13 protein-coding genes are annotated in these 15,327 nt (G+C 70.2%); 4 read left to right on the top strand and 9 right to left on the bottom strand.

From position 1 onward, the window contains the following. The first annotated feature begins 189 nt into the window (after positions 1-189). The gene (locus ACIBLA_RS07185; protein WP_399198023.1) at positions 190-2,370 is read left to right on the top strand and encodes a TIR domain-containing protein; all 2,181 of its coding nucleotides are present in this window, start codon (positions 190-192) and stop codon (positions 2,368-2,370) included. A 14-nt stretch (positions 2,371-2,384) separates the two neighbouring features. Here the strand turns inward: ACIBLA_RS07185 and ACIBLA_RS07180 are convergent, their stop codons facing one another. Then, complete coding sequence (locus ACIBLA_RS07180; protein WP_399198022.1) at positions 2,385-2,972, bottom strand: flavoprotein; 588 nt, start codon at positions 2,970-2,972, stop codon at positions 2,385-2,387. A 63-nt stretch (positions 2,973-3,035) separates the two neighbouring features. Further along, positions 3,036-4,193 carry a serine hydrolase domain-containing protein gene (locus tag ACIBLA_RS07175; protein ID WP_399198021.1) on the bottom strand — a complete coding sequence of 386 codons (1,158 nt, stop codon included), beginning with the start codon at positions 4,191-4,193 and terminating at the stop codon, positions 3,036-3,038. A gap of 111 nt (positions 4,194-4,304) precedes the next feature. Here ACIBLA_RS07175 and ACIBLA_RS07170 point away from each other — a divergent pair, with 111 nt between their 5' ends. From ACIBLA_RS07170 to ACIBLA_RS07160, 3 genes are all read left to right on the top strand, one after another. After that, positions 4,305-4,952 (top strand): TetR/AcrR family transcriptional regulator, encoded by a 648-nt coding sequence (locus tag ACIBLA_RS07170; RefSeq protein ID WP_363244379.1) that lies wholly within the window; start codon positions 4,305-4,307, stop codon positions 4,950-4,952. A 164-nt stretch (positions 4,953-5,116) separates the two neighbouring features. Next, on the top strand, positions 5,117-6,949 hold the full coding sequence (locus ACIBLA_RS07165) for a S9 family peptidase (protein WP_399198020.1): 1,833 nt from the start codon (positions 5,117-5,119) through the stop codon (positions 6,947-6,949). A 384-nt stretch (positions 6,950-7,333) separates the two neighbouring features. Then, positions 7,334-8,086: an SURF1 family protein gene (locus tag ACIBLA_RS07160; protein ID WP_363244377.1), complete on the top strand. Its 753-nt coding sequence runs from the start codon at positions 7,334-7,336 to the stop codon at positions 8,084-8,086. Between the two features lie 42 nt (positions 8,087-8,128). On the opposite strand, the gene ACIBLA_RS07155 is transcribed toward ACIBLA_RS07160, so the two are convergent. The 7 genes from ACIBLA_RS07155 to ACIBLA_RS07125 form a co-directional block, all read right to left on the bottom strand. Then, a complete protein-coding gene (locus ACIBLA_RS07155) occupies positions 8,129-9,214 on the bottom strand; it encodes a hypothetical protein (RefSeq protein ID WP_363244376.1) in 1,086 nt (361 codons plus the stop codon). Between the two features lie 179 nt (positions 9,215-9,393). Next, complete coding sequence (locus tag ACIBLA_RS07150) at positions 9,394-10,059, bottom strand: SigE family RNA polymerase sigma factor (RefSeq protein WP_363244375.1); 666 nt, start codon at positions 10,057-10,059, stop codon at positions 9,394-9,396. Between the two features lie 288 nt (positions 10,060-10,347). Beyond that, positions 10,348-11,412: an aspartate-semialdehyde dehydrogenase gene (locus ACIBLA_RS07145; RefSeq protein ID WP_399198019.1), complete on the bottom strand. Its 1,065-nt coding sequence runs from the start codon at positions 11,410-11,412 to the stop codon at positions 10,348-10,350. A gap of 25 nt (positions 11,413-11,437) precedes the next feature. Next, positions 11,438-12,709 (bottom strand): aspartate kinase, encoded by a 1,272-nt coding sequence (locus tag ACIBLA_RS07140; RefSeq protein ID WP_363244373.1) that lies wholly within the window; start codon positions 12,707-12,709, stop codon positions 11,438-11,440. Positions 12,710-12,927: 218 nt separating this feature from the next. After that, positions 12,928-13,593, bottom strand: a complete 666-nt coding sequence (locus tag ACIBLA_RS07135) for a dihydrofolate reductase family protein (protein ID WP_363240292.1) — start codon at positions 13,591-13,593, stop codon at positions 12,928-12,930. A 267-nt stretch (positions 13,594-13,860) separates the two neighbouring features. Then, positions 13,861-14,121 (bottom strand): DUF397 domain-containing protein, encoded by a 261-nt coding sequence (locus ACIBLA_RS07130; protein WP_399198018.1) that lies wholly within the window; start codon positions 14,119-14,121, stop codon positions 13,861-13,863. Positions 14,122-14,130: 9 nt separating this feature from the next. After that, on the bottom strand, positions 14,131-15,198 hold the full coding sequence (locus tag ACIBLA_RS07125) for a hypothetical protein (protein ID WP_399198017.1): 1,068 nt from the start codon (positions 15,196-15,198) through the stop codon (positions 14,131-14,133). Positions 15,199-15,327 lie beyond the last annotated feature (129 nt).

Here is a 15,327-nt window from a genome sequence, read left to right as displayed (position 1 = left end):
GAATCCCGGGGTGGCGCATGATGGGTCGGTGATGATCCCCATGCCCCGGACAGCAAGCGGCGCGACTCGCGTACGCGACAGGTCTGCCTACCCCCCCCCCAGCCGTTTTGCGTGGCTGAGGCCGGTTGTGGAGTGCCTGGCGTCTGACGCGGAGGGCCTGGCGTTCGGCGCCTCAGGGAGGGTGTGTTGATGGAGACATCGACTCCTGCCGCGTCCCCTGCCGAGTGGGATGTGTTCGTCAGTTACAGCCGCTTCGACGTACAGAAGATCGATGTCCTGGTGCCCGCACTACAGGCCCTCGGTCTGCGTGTCTTCGTCGACGACACGGCTGTCGACGACTTCAGCTCCATCACGGCCACGATCACGGAGGCCCTGTCGCGTTCGAAGGTTCTACTCGCCCTGTACTCGGCCGACTACCCGAAGCGCCGGGCCTGTCAGTGGGAGCTGACCTACGCCTATCTCAGTGGGCAGCACGAGGGGGACCCACGCCGCCGTACGCTGGTGATCAACCCCGAGCACTCGGCCGATCATGTGCATCCCATGGAACTCCGTGATGCCCGCCACTGGCCCTGGCCCACAGTGCAGAAGGCCGTCGGCCGGCTCGCGGAACGCGTGGCCGCCCATGTCGACGCGATCACCACGCCGATGGGAGATCTGGCCCACGCGCCCTTCGTCCCCTGGCTGCCGGCGCCCGCCCGTACCGGGTCGATGCACTTCACCGGCCGCCTCGCCGAGCAGTGGCGTATCCACACAGCGCTTCACCGTCACCGTTCCCCGCTGGTCGCCCAGGCCGGCGCGGGTCGTACGGCCCAACTGCGCGGCATGCCGGGGATCGGCAAGACGTTGCTCGCCCAGGAGTACGCCCTGCACTTCAGCTCCGCCTTCCCCGGCGGGATCTTCTGGTTCGACCTGCACCGGCTCGCCGGGTCCCGCCCGTCGGACGTCATGGCCGCCTACACCGAGCAGGTCCACACCGTGCTCTCCGCACTCGGGCTCGATCCCCCCGCCACGTCTCTGCCCGGCCTGCTGAGCCACCTCGCGGTCGCCCTGGGGGAACGCGGCACCCACTGCCTGTGGGTGGTTGACGGGGTCCCCGACGGGCTGTCCGCGGATGACCTCCATCTCCTGCGCGGACCACATCTGCTCAGCGCGACGCTGATCACCTCGCGGTCTCTGCGCTACTCCTCGTTCGCCGAGGCGATCGACGTCCCGCCTCTGAATGACGCCGACGGCTATCGTCTGCTGACATCACTTCGCGCGCCCCAGGGAGATCCGGAACGCGCCGCCGCGAGGTCGCTCGTCCGTGACGTGGACGGCCACCCCCAGGCCCTGGACCTTCTCGCCGGTCTCACGGAGCACGGCGATTTCATCCGCCTGCGCAACCGGTTCCACGCCCCGGAGTCGGACGTCCTGACGAACCGGCGTCCTCTCAGCCGCGAAAGAGGTACGGACACTTCCCCCGCTCCCCCAAGCCCCCCGCCCGCGACGGACTTCCTGTCCAGTCCGCTGTCCGGGAATCTCTCCTCCGACGACCTCCTGCGGCTGTTCGCCACGGCCAGTCCGGAGCCGCTCGCACAAACCACCCTGGAGGATGTGCTCTCCACAGTCGGCCCCTACGATCCCTGGGAGATCCCTTCCGTCGTCGCGGAGGCGGTCGACACACTCCTCGGCCACGGCGCGCTGCGTCCGGACCGCACGCGGGAACGGTCCTGGACGATTCACCCCTTGCTGGCCCGAGCCGTACGCCGTCACGACACCGACACGGCCCGGCAGGAAGACCTCCGCCGCATACTGCTGCACACCCTGGCACTGGTACTCCCGGTTCACCCCCCTGCCCCCGCCCATACCGCCGTCGCCCCCCGGCCGTCGGCACGGGCAACGCCGCAGACGGCCGAACCCGCCGCCGTCCCCGAAGCCCCCGGCCTCCCCGGGACCGTCGAGCGAATCGCGGCGTTCGATCTCCAGATCGAGCTCGTCACCCGAGTCGGAGTCCAGCCGCTCACCGGCGACCAGGGCTCGTTGCGCGAAGCACTCACCTCGCTGTATTCGCTGTTCGCCACCACCCGCGAGGTGCTTCACCGCCTGGCCCGAGAGACGACCGGCCCCCTCGCCCTGCCAGGCATCGCGGCGAACCTCGCCAACCAGCACCTGCGGCCCTTCCTGTCGGCCTGGCACCCCGCGCTGGAGGAGTACGAGGCCACCCGCCCCGCCGGCGCGAGCCAGGTCGAACACGAACGGCAGTGGAAACGATCCACCGACATACGTGCCGAACTGGCCCAGTTGCAGGGCCCGCTGACCTCTGTGGCGAAGGAACTCGCCGCGCTGTGCGGCACCGATCTGCTCGGCGGTGGGCGGACCAACGGCGGGTGAGCGCGGGCGTGCGCTCATGTCGTCGCCGCGTCCTCCGCGTCAGCCGTGTCCGCCGCGTTGAGGATTGCCTGCCACGGGAGTTCGCGGTGCGGCGGATCCGCCTGGGGTTCGTGGAGGGGCCAGAGATCGGGGCCCTGGATCAGGTGGGCGCCTGCCTCTTCGAGGTGGGTGAGGTGGGTGGGCCAGGTGGGGTGGCGGGCGTGGGACGCGTTGATGTGGGGGAAAACGATCACTGGGAGGTTGGGGGTGCCCAGGGCCTCGGTGAGTTGGGTGAGGGCCTGGTTGTCGGCGATGCCCAGGGCGAGCTTGGCCACGGTGTTGGCCGTCGCCGGGGCCGCCACGAAGCAGGTCACCGGGGGGTGTGGGCGGGGGTCCGTGGGGAGGCGGGGGTGGTCGCGGACCGGGAGGCCGGTCAGGGCTTCCAGGCGGGCCCACTCGCCGTTCGACCGGAGCCAGCGGCCCGCGGTCGGGGTCAGCGTGACCGCCACCCGCCAGCCGCGGGCCAGCGCCGGTTCGACCAGGCCCGTACGGAGCGACTCCACCCCGCCGGCCGCCGACGCCACCACTCCCAGGACGCCGCGGGGCGTGCGCAGTTCGCTCATCGGCACAGTCTCGCAGGGCCAGGGCCAGGGCCAAGGCCAAGGTCAGGGCCAGGGCAGGGGTGGTTATGCCCCGTAACGCCAGAAGTCCCGCAGCAGTGCCGACGGGACCGGGCCCTCCGCCTCCAACTGCGTGAGCAGGATGGTCACTTGGCCCGTGGACGGTGTGATGTGGGCCGCCGTGCCGGTGCCGCCGACCCAGCCGTAGCGGCCGGGTACGTTCCAGGGGTCGACGGCCCGTACATCCACCGAGCCTCCGAAGCCCCAGCCCTGGCCCTCCAGGAACAGCGTGCCCGCGGCGCGCTGGGGCTCGGTGAGGTGGTTCATGGTCATCTGCCGGACGGAGTCGGGTGACAGCAGCGTCCGGTCGCCCGCCTTGCCGTCCGCGAGGAGCATCCGGGCGAAGGCGTACCAGTCACCGAGGGTCGAGACCAGGCCGCCGGCACCGGACGGGAACGGGGGCACCGTGCTCCACTGGCCGTCGGGGGCGTCGATCGGTTCGAGGCCGCCCGCCTCGTCCTTCCGGTAGTAGTACGGCACCCGGTCGCGCTTGCCGGCCGGCACCGCGAATCCGGTGTCCACCATGCCGAGCGGTTCGAAGACCCGCTCCGCCAGGAACTCCGGCAGCGGCCGGCCCGTCACCCTCGCGATCAGCACACCGAGGATGTCGGACCCGATGTTGTACAGCCAGGCGTCGCCCGGCTGGTGCAGCAGCGGGATACGGGACAGCGCCGCCATCCACGCGTCGGGCGGCAGGACGTGCTGCGGCTGCGGCGGCCCTTGCTTCAGCTCGCTGAACAGCGGTGACACCGCGGGCAGCGTGAAGTCGGACGGGAAGCCGTGCCCGGAACGGAAGGTGAGCAGGTCGAACGCCGTGATCGGTCTGACGGCCGGGACCACGTCGTCCACGGGGGAGGCGGGTGTCCGTACGACCATTGGTGACGCCAGCTCGGGCAGCCACTCGTCGACCGGGGCGTCCAGCGCGATACGGCCGTCCTCCACCAGCACCATGACCGCCGCGGCGACGACCGGCTTGGTGATCGAGGCGATACGGAAGATCGAGTCCCTGGTGAGCGGGGTCGCGGCGGTGGTGTCGGCGGCGCCGACCTCCGCCACCTCGATGCGGTCGCCACGGGCCACCATGGCCACGGCGCCCGGCAGCGGGCCCTCGTCCACGTGCCTCTGGAGGATCTCGCGCAGGGTGCCGGCCTTCTTCGCTGACATGGGAACGCCTTTCTTCGGGGTTGTTGTGGAGACTTCCGGTGACGGCCGTAATCATCGGCAGCGGTGACGCGACTAATGACCGCACGGTCGTTCGGTTAGTACACTGGGCGTGTGACAGCTACCAGCACCGACGGACGCATCGCGCGCGGAAACCAGACGCGCCAGCTGATCCTGAAACACACCGTCCGGACCGCCTCCGTCGAAGGTCTCGGGGGCCTGTCGCTCGGTCGGCTGGCCGGTGAGCTGGAACTGAGCAAGAGCGGGGTGTTCGCCCTCTTCGGCTCCAAGGAGGAGTTGCAGCTCGCCACCGTGCGCGCCGCCGCCAAGGTGTACGTCGAGCATGTCGTCCAGCCCGTTCTCGACATGCCCGCCGGGCTGGCCCGGGTACGGCGGCTGTGCGACGGGTGGCTCACCTACTCCGAGAGCCGGGTCTTCCCCGGCGGCTGCTTCTTCTACTCGGTCTCGGCCGAGTACGACGCACGCGAGGGCAAGGTCCATGACGCCGTGGCGCAGGCGCGCCTCGACTGGGTCGCGTTCGTGAACCGGAACATCGAGGAGGCGAAGGAGGCGGGTGAGATCGAGGACGGCACCGACGTTCCCCAACTCACCTTCGAGCTGGTGGCGCTCCTCGAAGGCGCCAACGCCGAGTCCGTCCTGCACGACGACTTCAGCTGCTACGCGAAGGCCGCCAAGGCCGTCCTCAGCCGGCTGCGGGCCGTGGCGACGGATCCGGCGCTGCTGCCGCCGCCGGTCCCCTGACCACGAAGTCCCGTACGTATGTGACGACTTGACGGTCGCCGAGTATTCGCCGGTGACCCAGCCCCCGAGTGACGAGATAGGAATTAGCACGATCGTTCGGCTAGTTTTATTGAGGAATCGGAAGGCCCGTCGTCGGTGCGCCCGGAAGACGCAGAATGGGGCGCATGACTGAGAAGAACGATCACGAGCCGCACAACTCGTCGGCGCGGGAGGAGGCGCCCGCCTGGGAGCGGCGTTTCCGGGCGGCCCGCGTCTCGCTGCCCGAGTGGGCCGAGGACGCGCCCGACCGCGCGCTGTTCGTTTCCAATGCGACAGGTACGTACGAGCTGTACGCGTGGGACCGCGCCACCGGCGCCCAGCGGCAGGTCACCGATCGCCCCAACGGCACCACGGACGGCGTGCTGACCCCCGACGGCCGGTGGATCTGGTGGTTCAGCGACACCGACGGCGACGAGTTCGGCGTCTGGAAGCGACAGCCTTTCGACGGTGGAAACGGCGGAGACGGCGGCGCCGACGAGCCCGCGACGCCCGGCATCGCGCCGTCGTACCCCAGCGGCCTCGCGCTCGGCCGTGACGGGACGGCCGTCGTCGGCTGCTCGACCGACGAGGACGGTTCCACGATCCTCGTCCTCCCCGCCGGCGGCACCCCGACCGAGATCTACCGGCACCGTGAGTCGGCCGGCGTCGGTGACCTGTCGCACGACGGGACGCTCGTCGCCGTCGAGCACACCGAGCACGGCGACGCGATGCACTCCGCGCTGCGCGTGGTGCGTCTCGACGGCACGACGGTCGCCGAGCTGGACGACACCAAGGGCGGCCAGCTCGAACTGGGCCTGTCCGTCCTCGGTTTCGCACCGGTCGACGGTGACACCCGCCTGCTCGTCGGGCACCAGCGGCGCGGGCGCTGGGAGCCGATCATGTGGGACGTGAAGTCCGGCGAGGAGACCGATCTGGGCATCGAGCTGCCCGGAGACGTATCGGCCGAGTGGTATCCGGACGGGTCCGCGCTGCTGATCGTGCACAGCTTCGACGCGCGCAGCGAGCTGTGGCGCTACGACCTCGCGACGCGCGAGCTGACCGAGATGGAGATGCCGGCCGGGACGGTGTCGGGGGCGACGGCCAGGCCCGACGGCTCGGTGGAGTACCTGTGGTCGTCGGCGGCCCACCCGCCGGTGGTGCGGTCCACGTCGGGCGGGGTCGTACTCGACCCGCCGGGGGCGAAGGCGCCGGAGTCCGTGCCCGTGACGGACCTGTGGGTGGAGGGTCCGGGCGGCCCGATCCACGCGCTGGTGCAGCAGCCGGCGGGCAAGGGCCCGTTCCCGACGGTCTTCGAGATCCACGGCGGGCCGACCGCGCACGACCGGGACTCGTTCACGGCGGGGCCGGCGGCGTGGGTGGACCACGGTTACGCGGTCGTACGGGTCAACTACCGCGGCTCCACCGGTTACGGCCGCGAATGGACGGACGCGCTCAAGCACCGCATCGGTCTGATCGAGCTGGAGGACATCGCGGCCGTACGCGAGTGGGCGGTGACGTCCGGTCTCGCGGACCCGGCGAAGCTCGTGCTCTCCGGCGGCTCGTGGGGCGGCTATCTGACGCTGCTCGGCATCGGCACGCAGCCGGACGCGTGGGCGGTGGGGCTGGCGGCCGTACCGGTGGCGGACTACGTCACGGCGTACGAGGACGAGATGGAGGCCCTGAAGTCCATGGACCGCACGCTGCTCGGGGGTACGCCGGAGGAGGTGCCCGAACGCTGGGCGGCGTCGTCACCGCTGACGTACGTCGACGCGGTACGCGCGCCGGTCTACATCTCGGCCGGCCTGAACGACCCGCGCTGCCCGATCCGGCAGGTGGAGAACTACGTCAACCGCCTGTCGGCGCGTGGGGCGACGCACGAGGTGTACCGGTACGACGCAGGCCACGGTTCCCTGGTGGTGGAGGAGCGGATCAAGCAGGTCCGCCTGGAACTGGACTTCGCGGAGCGGCACCTGCGGTAGGCGGGTGGGGGGACGGGGCGGTGAGCACCCGGTGCGGCGACCGGCCCCGGCGCGGCTCCGTCCTGAGGCGTGTCCGCGACGTACCTTCGGCCGCTCGAAGGGGGCGGGCTCGCGCCCGCCGTGGAACGGCCGATGGACGGAGGATCCGCGTCGCGGACGACCCGGCAGTCGTACGTGGGCGACCGACGACAACGCGGGGGCACCTCCCGTGCCCGAAGGGCTACGGGGGGGGGAACCGACGCCCAGGCGTCGTGACACCGCTGGGCAGGCCGCCGGTAGCACCTCGTCTCCGAGGGCCGGAAGCCCGTCCGGCGGATGGTCGCACCCACCAGGCGAGCCGCCCCCGCCCCCCGGCCCCGCACAGGCGCTGCGTACCGTAGAGGGGTGTACCGGTTCCTGCTGACGCCCCGGTGGTGGGGCATCAATGTCTTCGTGCTGCTGGCCATTCCCTTCTGCATCTTCATGGGGACCTGGCAGCTCGGCCGTTTCGAGGACCGCGTCGATTCGCACCGGAGCGCCGAGGCCGCGCCCGATCCCGGTGAGCGGGCCGCCGCGCCGCTCGCCGAGTTGTTGCCCGTCGATCAGGAGACCTCCGGGCGGCACGCCACGGCGAGCGGTACGTACGCGGACCAACTCGTCGTGCCCAACCGCGAGTTGGACGACAAGTCCGGCTCGTACGTGCTCGGGCTCCTGCGGACCGAGAGCGGTCGGGCGCTGCCCGTCGTACGCGGCTGGCTGCCGGCCGGCGAGGCCGTGCCCCCCGCCCCGAAGGGCGAGGTCAGCGTGACCGGCGCGCTTCAGGCGCCGGAGAACTCGGGCACCGACGGCGTCGACTCCCGTGGCGGGCTGCCGAGCGGGCAGGTCGGCATCATCAGCGGGGCGTCGCTGGTCAATCTCGTACCGTACGAGGTGTACGACGCGTGGGTCACCGTCACCGAGCCGGAGGCCGGGCTGACTCCCGTACCGGCGCGGGCGCCGCAGGGCAGCGGGCTGGACCTGAAGGCGTTCCAGAACCTCGGGTACACGGGCGAGTGGTTCGTCTTCGTCGCGTTCGTGCTCTTCATGTGGTTCCGGCTGTTCCGGCGCGAGACCGAGGCGATCAGGGACCGTGCGCTGGGGCTGGAGACCGCCGCGTAGCGCCGCCGTAGCGTCGTACGGGACCACGCGCCACCGCGCCGTTTACGACGCTTCCAGCACGCCCGTCCGGTAGATCTTGCCCGCGCACGCGTTGTCGATCGTCGTCGTCTCCGCCGACGCCGAGCCGGACTCCGGGGTGTGCAGGACGTCGATACTGCCGCTGTCCTCGGGCCCCTCCTCGCTGCCGAGCTGCGGCGTCGCTTCGACCGGCGACGACCCCGTGCCGTTCGTCGCACCGCCCGAGTCGCCCTCCGTGGGCGAGGGGTCCGGTGACGGCTCGCCCTTGGGACAGGTGTCGGTCGGCACCCAGGCGAACATCACCTCGTACGCCCCCGAGGGCGGCAGCACCAGGCTGCTCGCCTCCTGAGACGGGTCGGGCAGGTCGCTCGCGGGGTCGCCCGGAGTGTGGTCCAGGACCTCGATCTTGTTCGGGTCGGCGGCTCCCGCCGCCTCGAAGGCGATGGATCCGTGGCCGCTGACCGAGCAGTCGGTGCCGGAGACGTTGGAGATGCGGAACTTGCCGTAGACCGTGCCGTCGGCCTGCGGTTCGCCCGACTCGGCCGAGATGACGACGAGCTGGCTGGCGTCGCAGGTCGCGGTGGAGCTGGTGAAGCTGCTCTCCGGGTCCCTGCCGATGCCACCGGTCGTACCGCCCGTGGTCCCGCCGACGCTCGTCTCCGGCGTGTCCTTGTCGCCCGAGCCGTCCGGACCGCTTTCCGTGGTGTCGGAAGGGCTGGTCCCCTCCGACTCACCGTCTCGCGGGGCCCCGTCGGAGCCGGTGCCGCCGTGCACCTGCTCCCCGTGGCCCACGTTGAAAGAATTGTCCTCGGCGGAGCTGGCGGTGTTGGCGACATGCACGAAGGCGGGCACCGCGGTACTGATCAGCAGCGCCGCCGCCGCGACGCCGACGAAGGCCTGGCGCTTGCGCGCGCGTCTCGCGGGCACGGCTCTGCGCAGGTGGTCGAGGGCTCCGTCGGAGGGCTCTATCTCCTGGACGGCGCCGTGCAGGAGCCGGCGCAGCGCCAACTCGTCGGCGATGCCGTCGTCGTCACCAGTCGCTCCGCCGAAGAGCGCCGCGAGGGGCTGCGGCTGGGTCACATCTGCTGGGGGGCCGCTGCCGTCGGCCACGCTGTGGAGGTCTCCGCCCGGTTCTTCTTCCGGCCCGTGTTTCACAGTTCCATTCCCAGTCGACTCGCTTGTCGGACCGTCCGGCCCCTCCGGCCTTTCGTGGTCCTGGTCATGCTCGTACGTGTTGTCACGCTCGTACCCGTGGTCGTGCTCGTACCCGCCCACGCCTCCCGTGCCGCTCACGCCGTGGCCTCCATGGCGATACGCAGCGCCGCGATGCCCCGCGAGCCGTACGCCTTCACCGAGCCCAGGGATATGCCGAGCGTCTCGGAGACCTGCGCCTCCGTCATGTCCGCGAAGTAGCGCAGCACCAGCACCTCGCGCTGCCGGCGCTGGAGGCCGCGCATCGCCTTGATCAGCGCGTCGCGCTCCAGCAGGTCGTACGCGCCCTCCTCGGCGCTCGCCATGTCGGGCATCGGCTTCGACAGCAGCTTGAGCCCGAGGATGCGGCGGCGCAGCGCGGAGCGCGACAGGTTGACGACCGTCTGGCGCAGATAGGCGAGGGTCTTCTCCGGTTCGCGTACCCGGTTGCGCGCCGAGTGCACGCGAATGAAGGCTTCCTGTACGACGTCCTCACAGGAGGCCGTGTCGTCCAGGAGCAGTGCCGCGAGGCCGAGCAGTGAGCGGTAGTGCTGGCGGTAGGTCTCGGTCAGGTGGTCGACGGTGGTACCGGCTGCCATCGTGTCGTCAGCGCCCTCGCGCCGGTCCGGGATACCGGATGCCGGGCGCGCCGCGGGCATGGGGGCGATCACCGGCATACCGCCGGGCCTGCGGGGGCGACGGGTCGGCCGCACCGAAGTGCCGCGAACCGGGACGACCGCTGTGAAATCGAGAACCTCTGCCACGCCTGTTGGACACGCTTCCCCCGCCCAGGGTTGTACGCGTTCGTCGCCGCATTTGACGATGCACCAATTGCCCTCATGCGTAACCGATCTCCCCCACATGCCCCATTTGCCCACGGCACCACAGAGGGGCGACCGCTTAGACGCTTCCGGCCAACCAGCGGTTGCAGAAAGTCGAGTCAGCATCGTCTGCCACCGGAACACCCCAGTTCAAGTGGCCCAGACCGGCGATTTGCTCACAGGTTGTTCACAGACTCTACATAGGGTCAGCCAGTCGTGGTGGAGCGGTTCCTAGGGCCGCATCCCGGTGAATTCCCCGGCCACGGCCTCCGCGATCTGCGCACAGTTGAGCGCCGCGCCCTTACGGAGGTTGTCGCCGCACACGAACAGCTCCAGCGCCCGCTCGTCGTCCAGCGCCCGCCGTACCCGCCCCACCCACGTCGGGTCGGTCCCCACCACGTCCGCCGGTGTCGGGAAGTCCCCCGCCGCCGGATTGTCGAACAGCACCACGCCCGGCGATGTCGCCAGGATCTCGTGCGCCCGGTCGACCGTTACGGCGCTCTCGAAGCGCGCGTGCACGGCGAGCGAGTGCGCGGTGATCACCGGCACGTGCACGCACGTCACCGCGACCTTCAGGTCCGGCAGATCCAGGACCTTCCGGGTCTCCTCGCGGATCGCCATCTCCTCGGACGACCAGCCGTCCTCCATGAGCGACCCCGCCCACGGCACGACGTTGAGCGCCAGCGGCCCGCCGAAGGGCCCGGCGATGTCGCCCACCGCGCGCCGTACGTCGCCGGGGTTCGTCCCCAGCTCCGTACCCGCCACGACCGACATCTGCCGACGCAGCGTCTCGACGCCGTCCGCTCCCGCCGCGCTGACCGCCTGGTACGAGGAGACGACCAGCTCGCGCACCCCGAACTCGGCGTGCAGAGAGCCGACCGCGACGATCATCGAGAGCGTGGCGCAGCCCGGACTCGCGACGATGCCGCGCGGACGGAGCCGTACGGCATGCGGATTCAGCTCGGGGACCACGAGCGGTACGTCGGGATCCATCCGGAACGCGGCCGAGACATCGACGACGACCGCGCCCCGCGACACCGCGACGGGTGCCCACTGGGCGGACACCGCGTCCGGTACGAGGAACACCGCGACGTCCACCCCGGCGAGCGCGGCCTCGCTGAGCGCCACGACCTCGGTCTCCTCGCCCCGTACGGTCAGCTTGCGGCCGGCCGCGCGGGGCGAGGCGAGAAGGCGGATCTCGCCCCAGACGTCCGCGTGCTGCGACAGGATCTGGAGCATGACGGCGCCGACGCCCCCGGTCGCGCCTACGACCGCGAGCGTCGGCCGGCCGTTCATCGGCGCGCGCCTCCGCGACGCCTGTTCATCGTCCGGTGCCTCCGTAGACCACGGCCTCGTCGGACTCGGTGTCGAGACCGAAGGCGGTGTGCACGGCGCGTACGGCCTCGTTGACGTCGTCGGCGCGGGTGACGACCGAGATACGGATCTCGGATGTCGAGATCAACTCGATGTTCACGCCCGCGTCGGACAGCGCCTCGAAGAAACTGGCGGTGACGCCCGGGTTCGTCTTCATACCGGCGCCGACCAGCGAGATCTTGCCAATCTGGTCGTCGTAGCGCAGCGAGTCGAAGCCGATCGTGCCCTTCGCCTTCTCCAGGGCGTCGATGGCCTTGCGGCCCTCGGTCTTGGGGAGGGTGAAGGAGATGTCGGTCAGCCCGGTGGACGCGGCGGACACGTTCTGTACCACCATGTCGATGTTGATCTCCGCGTTCGCGATGGAACGGAAGATCGCCGCGGCCTCCCCCGGCTTGTCGGGGACGCCGACGACGGTGATCTTGGCTTCGGAGACGTCGTGGGCGACTCCGGAGATGATGGCGTGCTCCACCTGCTGGTCCCCTTGCGGCTGGTTGCTGACCCAGGTGCCGCGCAGTCCCGAGAAGGACGAGCGGACGTGGATCGGGATGTTGTATCGGCGTGCGTACTCGACGCAGCGGTGCAGCAGCACCTTGGAGCCGGACGAGGCCAGCTCCAGCATGTCCTCGATGGAGATCCAGTCGATCTTCCGGGCCTTCGGGACGACGCGGGGGTCGGCGGTGAAGACTCCGTCGACGTCCGTGTAGATCTCACAGACCTCGGCGTCCAGCGCGGCGGCGAGGGCGACGGCCGTGGTGTCCGAGCCGCCCCTGCCGAGCGTGGTGATGTCCTTCTTGTCGCCCGACACACCCTGGAATCCGGCGACGATGGCGATGTTGCCCTCGTCCAGCGCCGTACGGATACGGCCGGGCGTGACATCGATGATGCGCGCCTTGTTGTGGACCGAGTCGGTGATGACACCGGCCTGGCTGCCGGTGAACGACTGGGCCTCGTGGCCCAGGCTTTTGATCGCCATGGCCAGCAGCGCCATGGAGATCCGCTCTCCCGAGGTCAACAGCATGTCCAGTTCCCGACCCGCGGGGATCGGGGACACCTGCTCGGCGAGGTCGGTCAGCTCGTCCGTCGTGTCGCCCATCGCGGATACCACGACGACCACTTGGTGGCCGTTCTTCTTGGCATCGACGATTCTCTTGGCAACGCGCTTGATGCCTTCGGCATCGGCGACGGAGGAGCCTCCGTACTTCTGCACGACAAGGCCCACGTGCGCTCCTCGATCAGTCATGCCGCAGTCGTTCATCACTGCGGTCGGCTCAGTCTAACGAGCAGCCGCATTCCGCTTCGGGTATATCGCATCGTGAGATGTCCCGCTCACGCCTTGATCACTCCGAGGGTCCCTCGGGAGCGGTGCGGCTGCTCGGTGGACATCCATGCCCGGTATCCCGCGAGCCACGCGGAAACGGCGCCGGAACGTGGGCCGGGTCACACGCCGGGCACGTCGCCGCGCGCGTCGCCCTGCGGCTGGTCATCCACGTACGAGCCGTAGGTGGGCCGGCCGGCCAGATCGTACGTATGGATCGCAACGCCCGCACCCGTGACCTCGGCGCCGGTGTGCCGGAACGCGGTGGGTACGGCGCCTTCGGCGAAGAGGCGGCGGCCCTTGCCGAGGACGACGGGGAAGACGAGCAGATGGAGCGTGTCGATCAGATCGTGCGCCATGAGCGACTGCGCGAGCACCCCGCTCCCGTGCACCTGAAGCTCCCCCTCGGTGCGCTCCTTCAGCGCGGTGACCTCCGCGACAAGATCCCCGCCGATGACGGTGGTACCGGCCCACGCCGGTTCGCCGGCCGCGTCAAGGGAATTGGAAACGACGTATTTGGGAAGGGAGTTGAGCCTTGAGGCGACCGGGTCGTGGGGGTCGGTCACCTTGGGCCAGAATCCGGCCCAGATGTCGTACGTATACCGCCCGAGGAGAAAAGCCCCGGCGCGGTCGAAGACACCGGCGATGAACCGCATGAAGTCCTCGTCCCCGTACGGGAAGCTCCACCCGCCGAGATCGAACCCGCCGCGGGTGTCCTCCTGGGGCCCGCCGGGGGCCTGCATGACGCCGTCGAGACTGACGAACGAGGTGAGGATGAGTTTCGCCATGGGTGGTACCTGCCTTCCGGGGGCGTAACCGTATGTGGGTCGTCACGAGTGGAGACGACGGGCGCGCCGGAAACTCATCGCAGGGTGGCCTGACCGGTCGCTTCTCGGCATCCGTGCGGCCATGTCGTCGCCCCCGGTCGACGGGCGAGAGAGCCGAGGCCACGGGGCCGGCCTCCGGCGGATCAGCACATCATGTCGCTGATGGAGATGCCGGACACGACCGCCGAGGAGACGACTGTCACGGAGAGCTGAGGCTGAGCCGCCCTCTCAGGCGCGTCGGCTCGCGTACGAGACGAACGCGCCCCAAGCCGGGGCGGCAACGGCCAGTTCAGGCCCGTCGGTGACCTTGGAGTCCCGGACGTGGACGGCGGCGGGGCAGGCGGCGACCTCGACGCAGCTCGCGTCTTCGAAGTCGCTGTACGTGGACTTGTGCCAGGCCAGGGCGACTTCGACGAGGACTACGACCAGATCGCCGAGATCACGGGCCACCCCAGCCGTTGGGTGGCGGAACCGGGACGGACATCCCATGCCGCACGCTCATTCGGCCGCCCGCAGCAGGTCCGCGCCGTCGGGCGAGTAGGTCTGGACGAGTTCACCGTGGGCCGGGCGCGGGATGGGGCGGGTTCTGAAGCCGGCCGCCGCGCGCAGGGCGTCGGCGCGGCGGGCCACCTCCTGTTTGGCGGGGACGGCGCGGAAGGTGTCGGGGATGGCGTCGATGACCAGGCCCGTCTCCTCGGCCGCGTCGTACGCCTCCAGCTCCTCGTTGCAGTCGAGGCACATGCCCTTGATCAACGTCACGACGTTCTCGGGCTGCTCACAGCCCATGCAGACCATCACGGCTCGGGTGATGTACTCCGGGGCCTCGTACGGCTCGGGCGGCATCTTGGTCTCCAGTCGTTTGCGGGCGATCGCGCCGGGGCTGTGCAAGGGGTGCGGCAGCCCGCCGGTCAGCGAACGGGTCAGGTGGTCCGCCGTCGCGCCGCGCTCCAGCCACTGCGCGGCGAGCGGTTCGAGCGCGGCGCACTCGGTGGCGGACAGGGTCATACGAGGTTCGGTACGCCCCAGGCGGGCGAGGGCTCGGTACGCGGCGGAAGGCTCCTGGAGCGCGGCGGGCCGTGCGGGTGCGGCGGGGGCGGGCTCGGGTTCCCGTACGGGCTCCCCCGTCGGCGCCGCGCCGCGCTGCCGTCGTTCCAGCTCCGTGAGGTCGATCCCGCGCAGGCTGTCCACGTACGCCTTCCACCAGTCGTCGTCCCTCGACGTCCGGGAGAAGTAGGTCCGCGTCACCCAGCGAAAGCTGTTGTCCGCCGTGCACAGATGTTCCTTCACCAGCCGCAGATGCCCCTCGTGCGACAGGAACTTGAGCGCCTTGGCGCATGCCTGCTGGCCGTAGTCGGCGATGTTCGCAGCGAGGGGCTTGTAGCCGATCGCAGCGCCTTCGGGCAGGCGGTCGATGTACGCGGCGATCGCCGCTTCCCTCGGGCGCAGCTGTGTGAAATCAGCTGCGGTACGCGGGCGTTGGTCGGGCGCGGAGCGCTTGCCGTAGCCGGGCTTGGCCGAGGGGTGTGCGGGCGCGCGCAGGGCAGCACTAAGCTCTGTGGAAGCCACGATCGACTGCTTTCGATTCGTTGGTCAGGCCCCGGAGTTGGTGTTGGTGCACCTGCCGGGGCCGCTTAATGCCATGAACGCTAAACCGTCAATACGCAACGGCGCAAGCTGACCACTGATAGTCATATC

The organism is Streptomyces sp. NPDC050433, from assembly GCF_044458565.1.
Lineage (GTDB): Bacteria > Actinomycetota > Actinomycetes > Streptomycetales > Streptomycetaceae > Streptomyces.
The sequence above is the reverse complement of the archived record's forward strand: the minus strand, read 5'-3'. Positions and strand labels throughout refer to the sequence as shown.

Bases quoted from the DNA above. Each gene is read 5' to 3' on its own strand.
- ACIBLA_RS07135 (WP_363240292.1), bottom strand. From the start codon at position 13,593: ATGGCGAAACTCATCCTCACCTCGTTCGTCAGTCTCGACGGCGTCATG.
- ACIBLA_RS07130 (WP_399198018.1), bottom strand. From the start codon at position 14,121: ATGGGATGTCCGTCCCGGTTCCGCCACCCAACGGCTGGGGTGGCCCGT.
- ACIBLA_RS07145 (WP_399198019.1), bottom strand. From the start codon at position 11,412: ATGAACGGCCGGCCGACGCTCGCGGTCGTAGGCGCGACCGGGGGCGTC.
- ACIBLA_RS07185 (WP_399198023.1), top strand. From the start codon at position 190: ATGGAGACATCGACTCCTGCCGCGTCCCCTGCCGAGTGGGATGTGTTC.
- ACIBLA_RS07175 (WP_399198021.1), bottom strand. From the start codon at position 4,193: ATGTCAGCGAAGAAGGCCGGCACCCTGCGCGAGATCCTCCAGAGGCAC.
- ACIBLA_RS07165 (WP_399198020.1), top strand. From the start codon at position 5,117: ATGACTGAGAAGAACGATCACGAGCCGCACAACTCGTCGGCGCGGGAG.
- ACIBLA_RS07180 (WP_399198022.1), bottom strand. From the start codon at position 2,972: ATGAGCGAACTGCGCACGCCCCGCGGCGTCCTGGGAGTGGTGGCGTCG.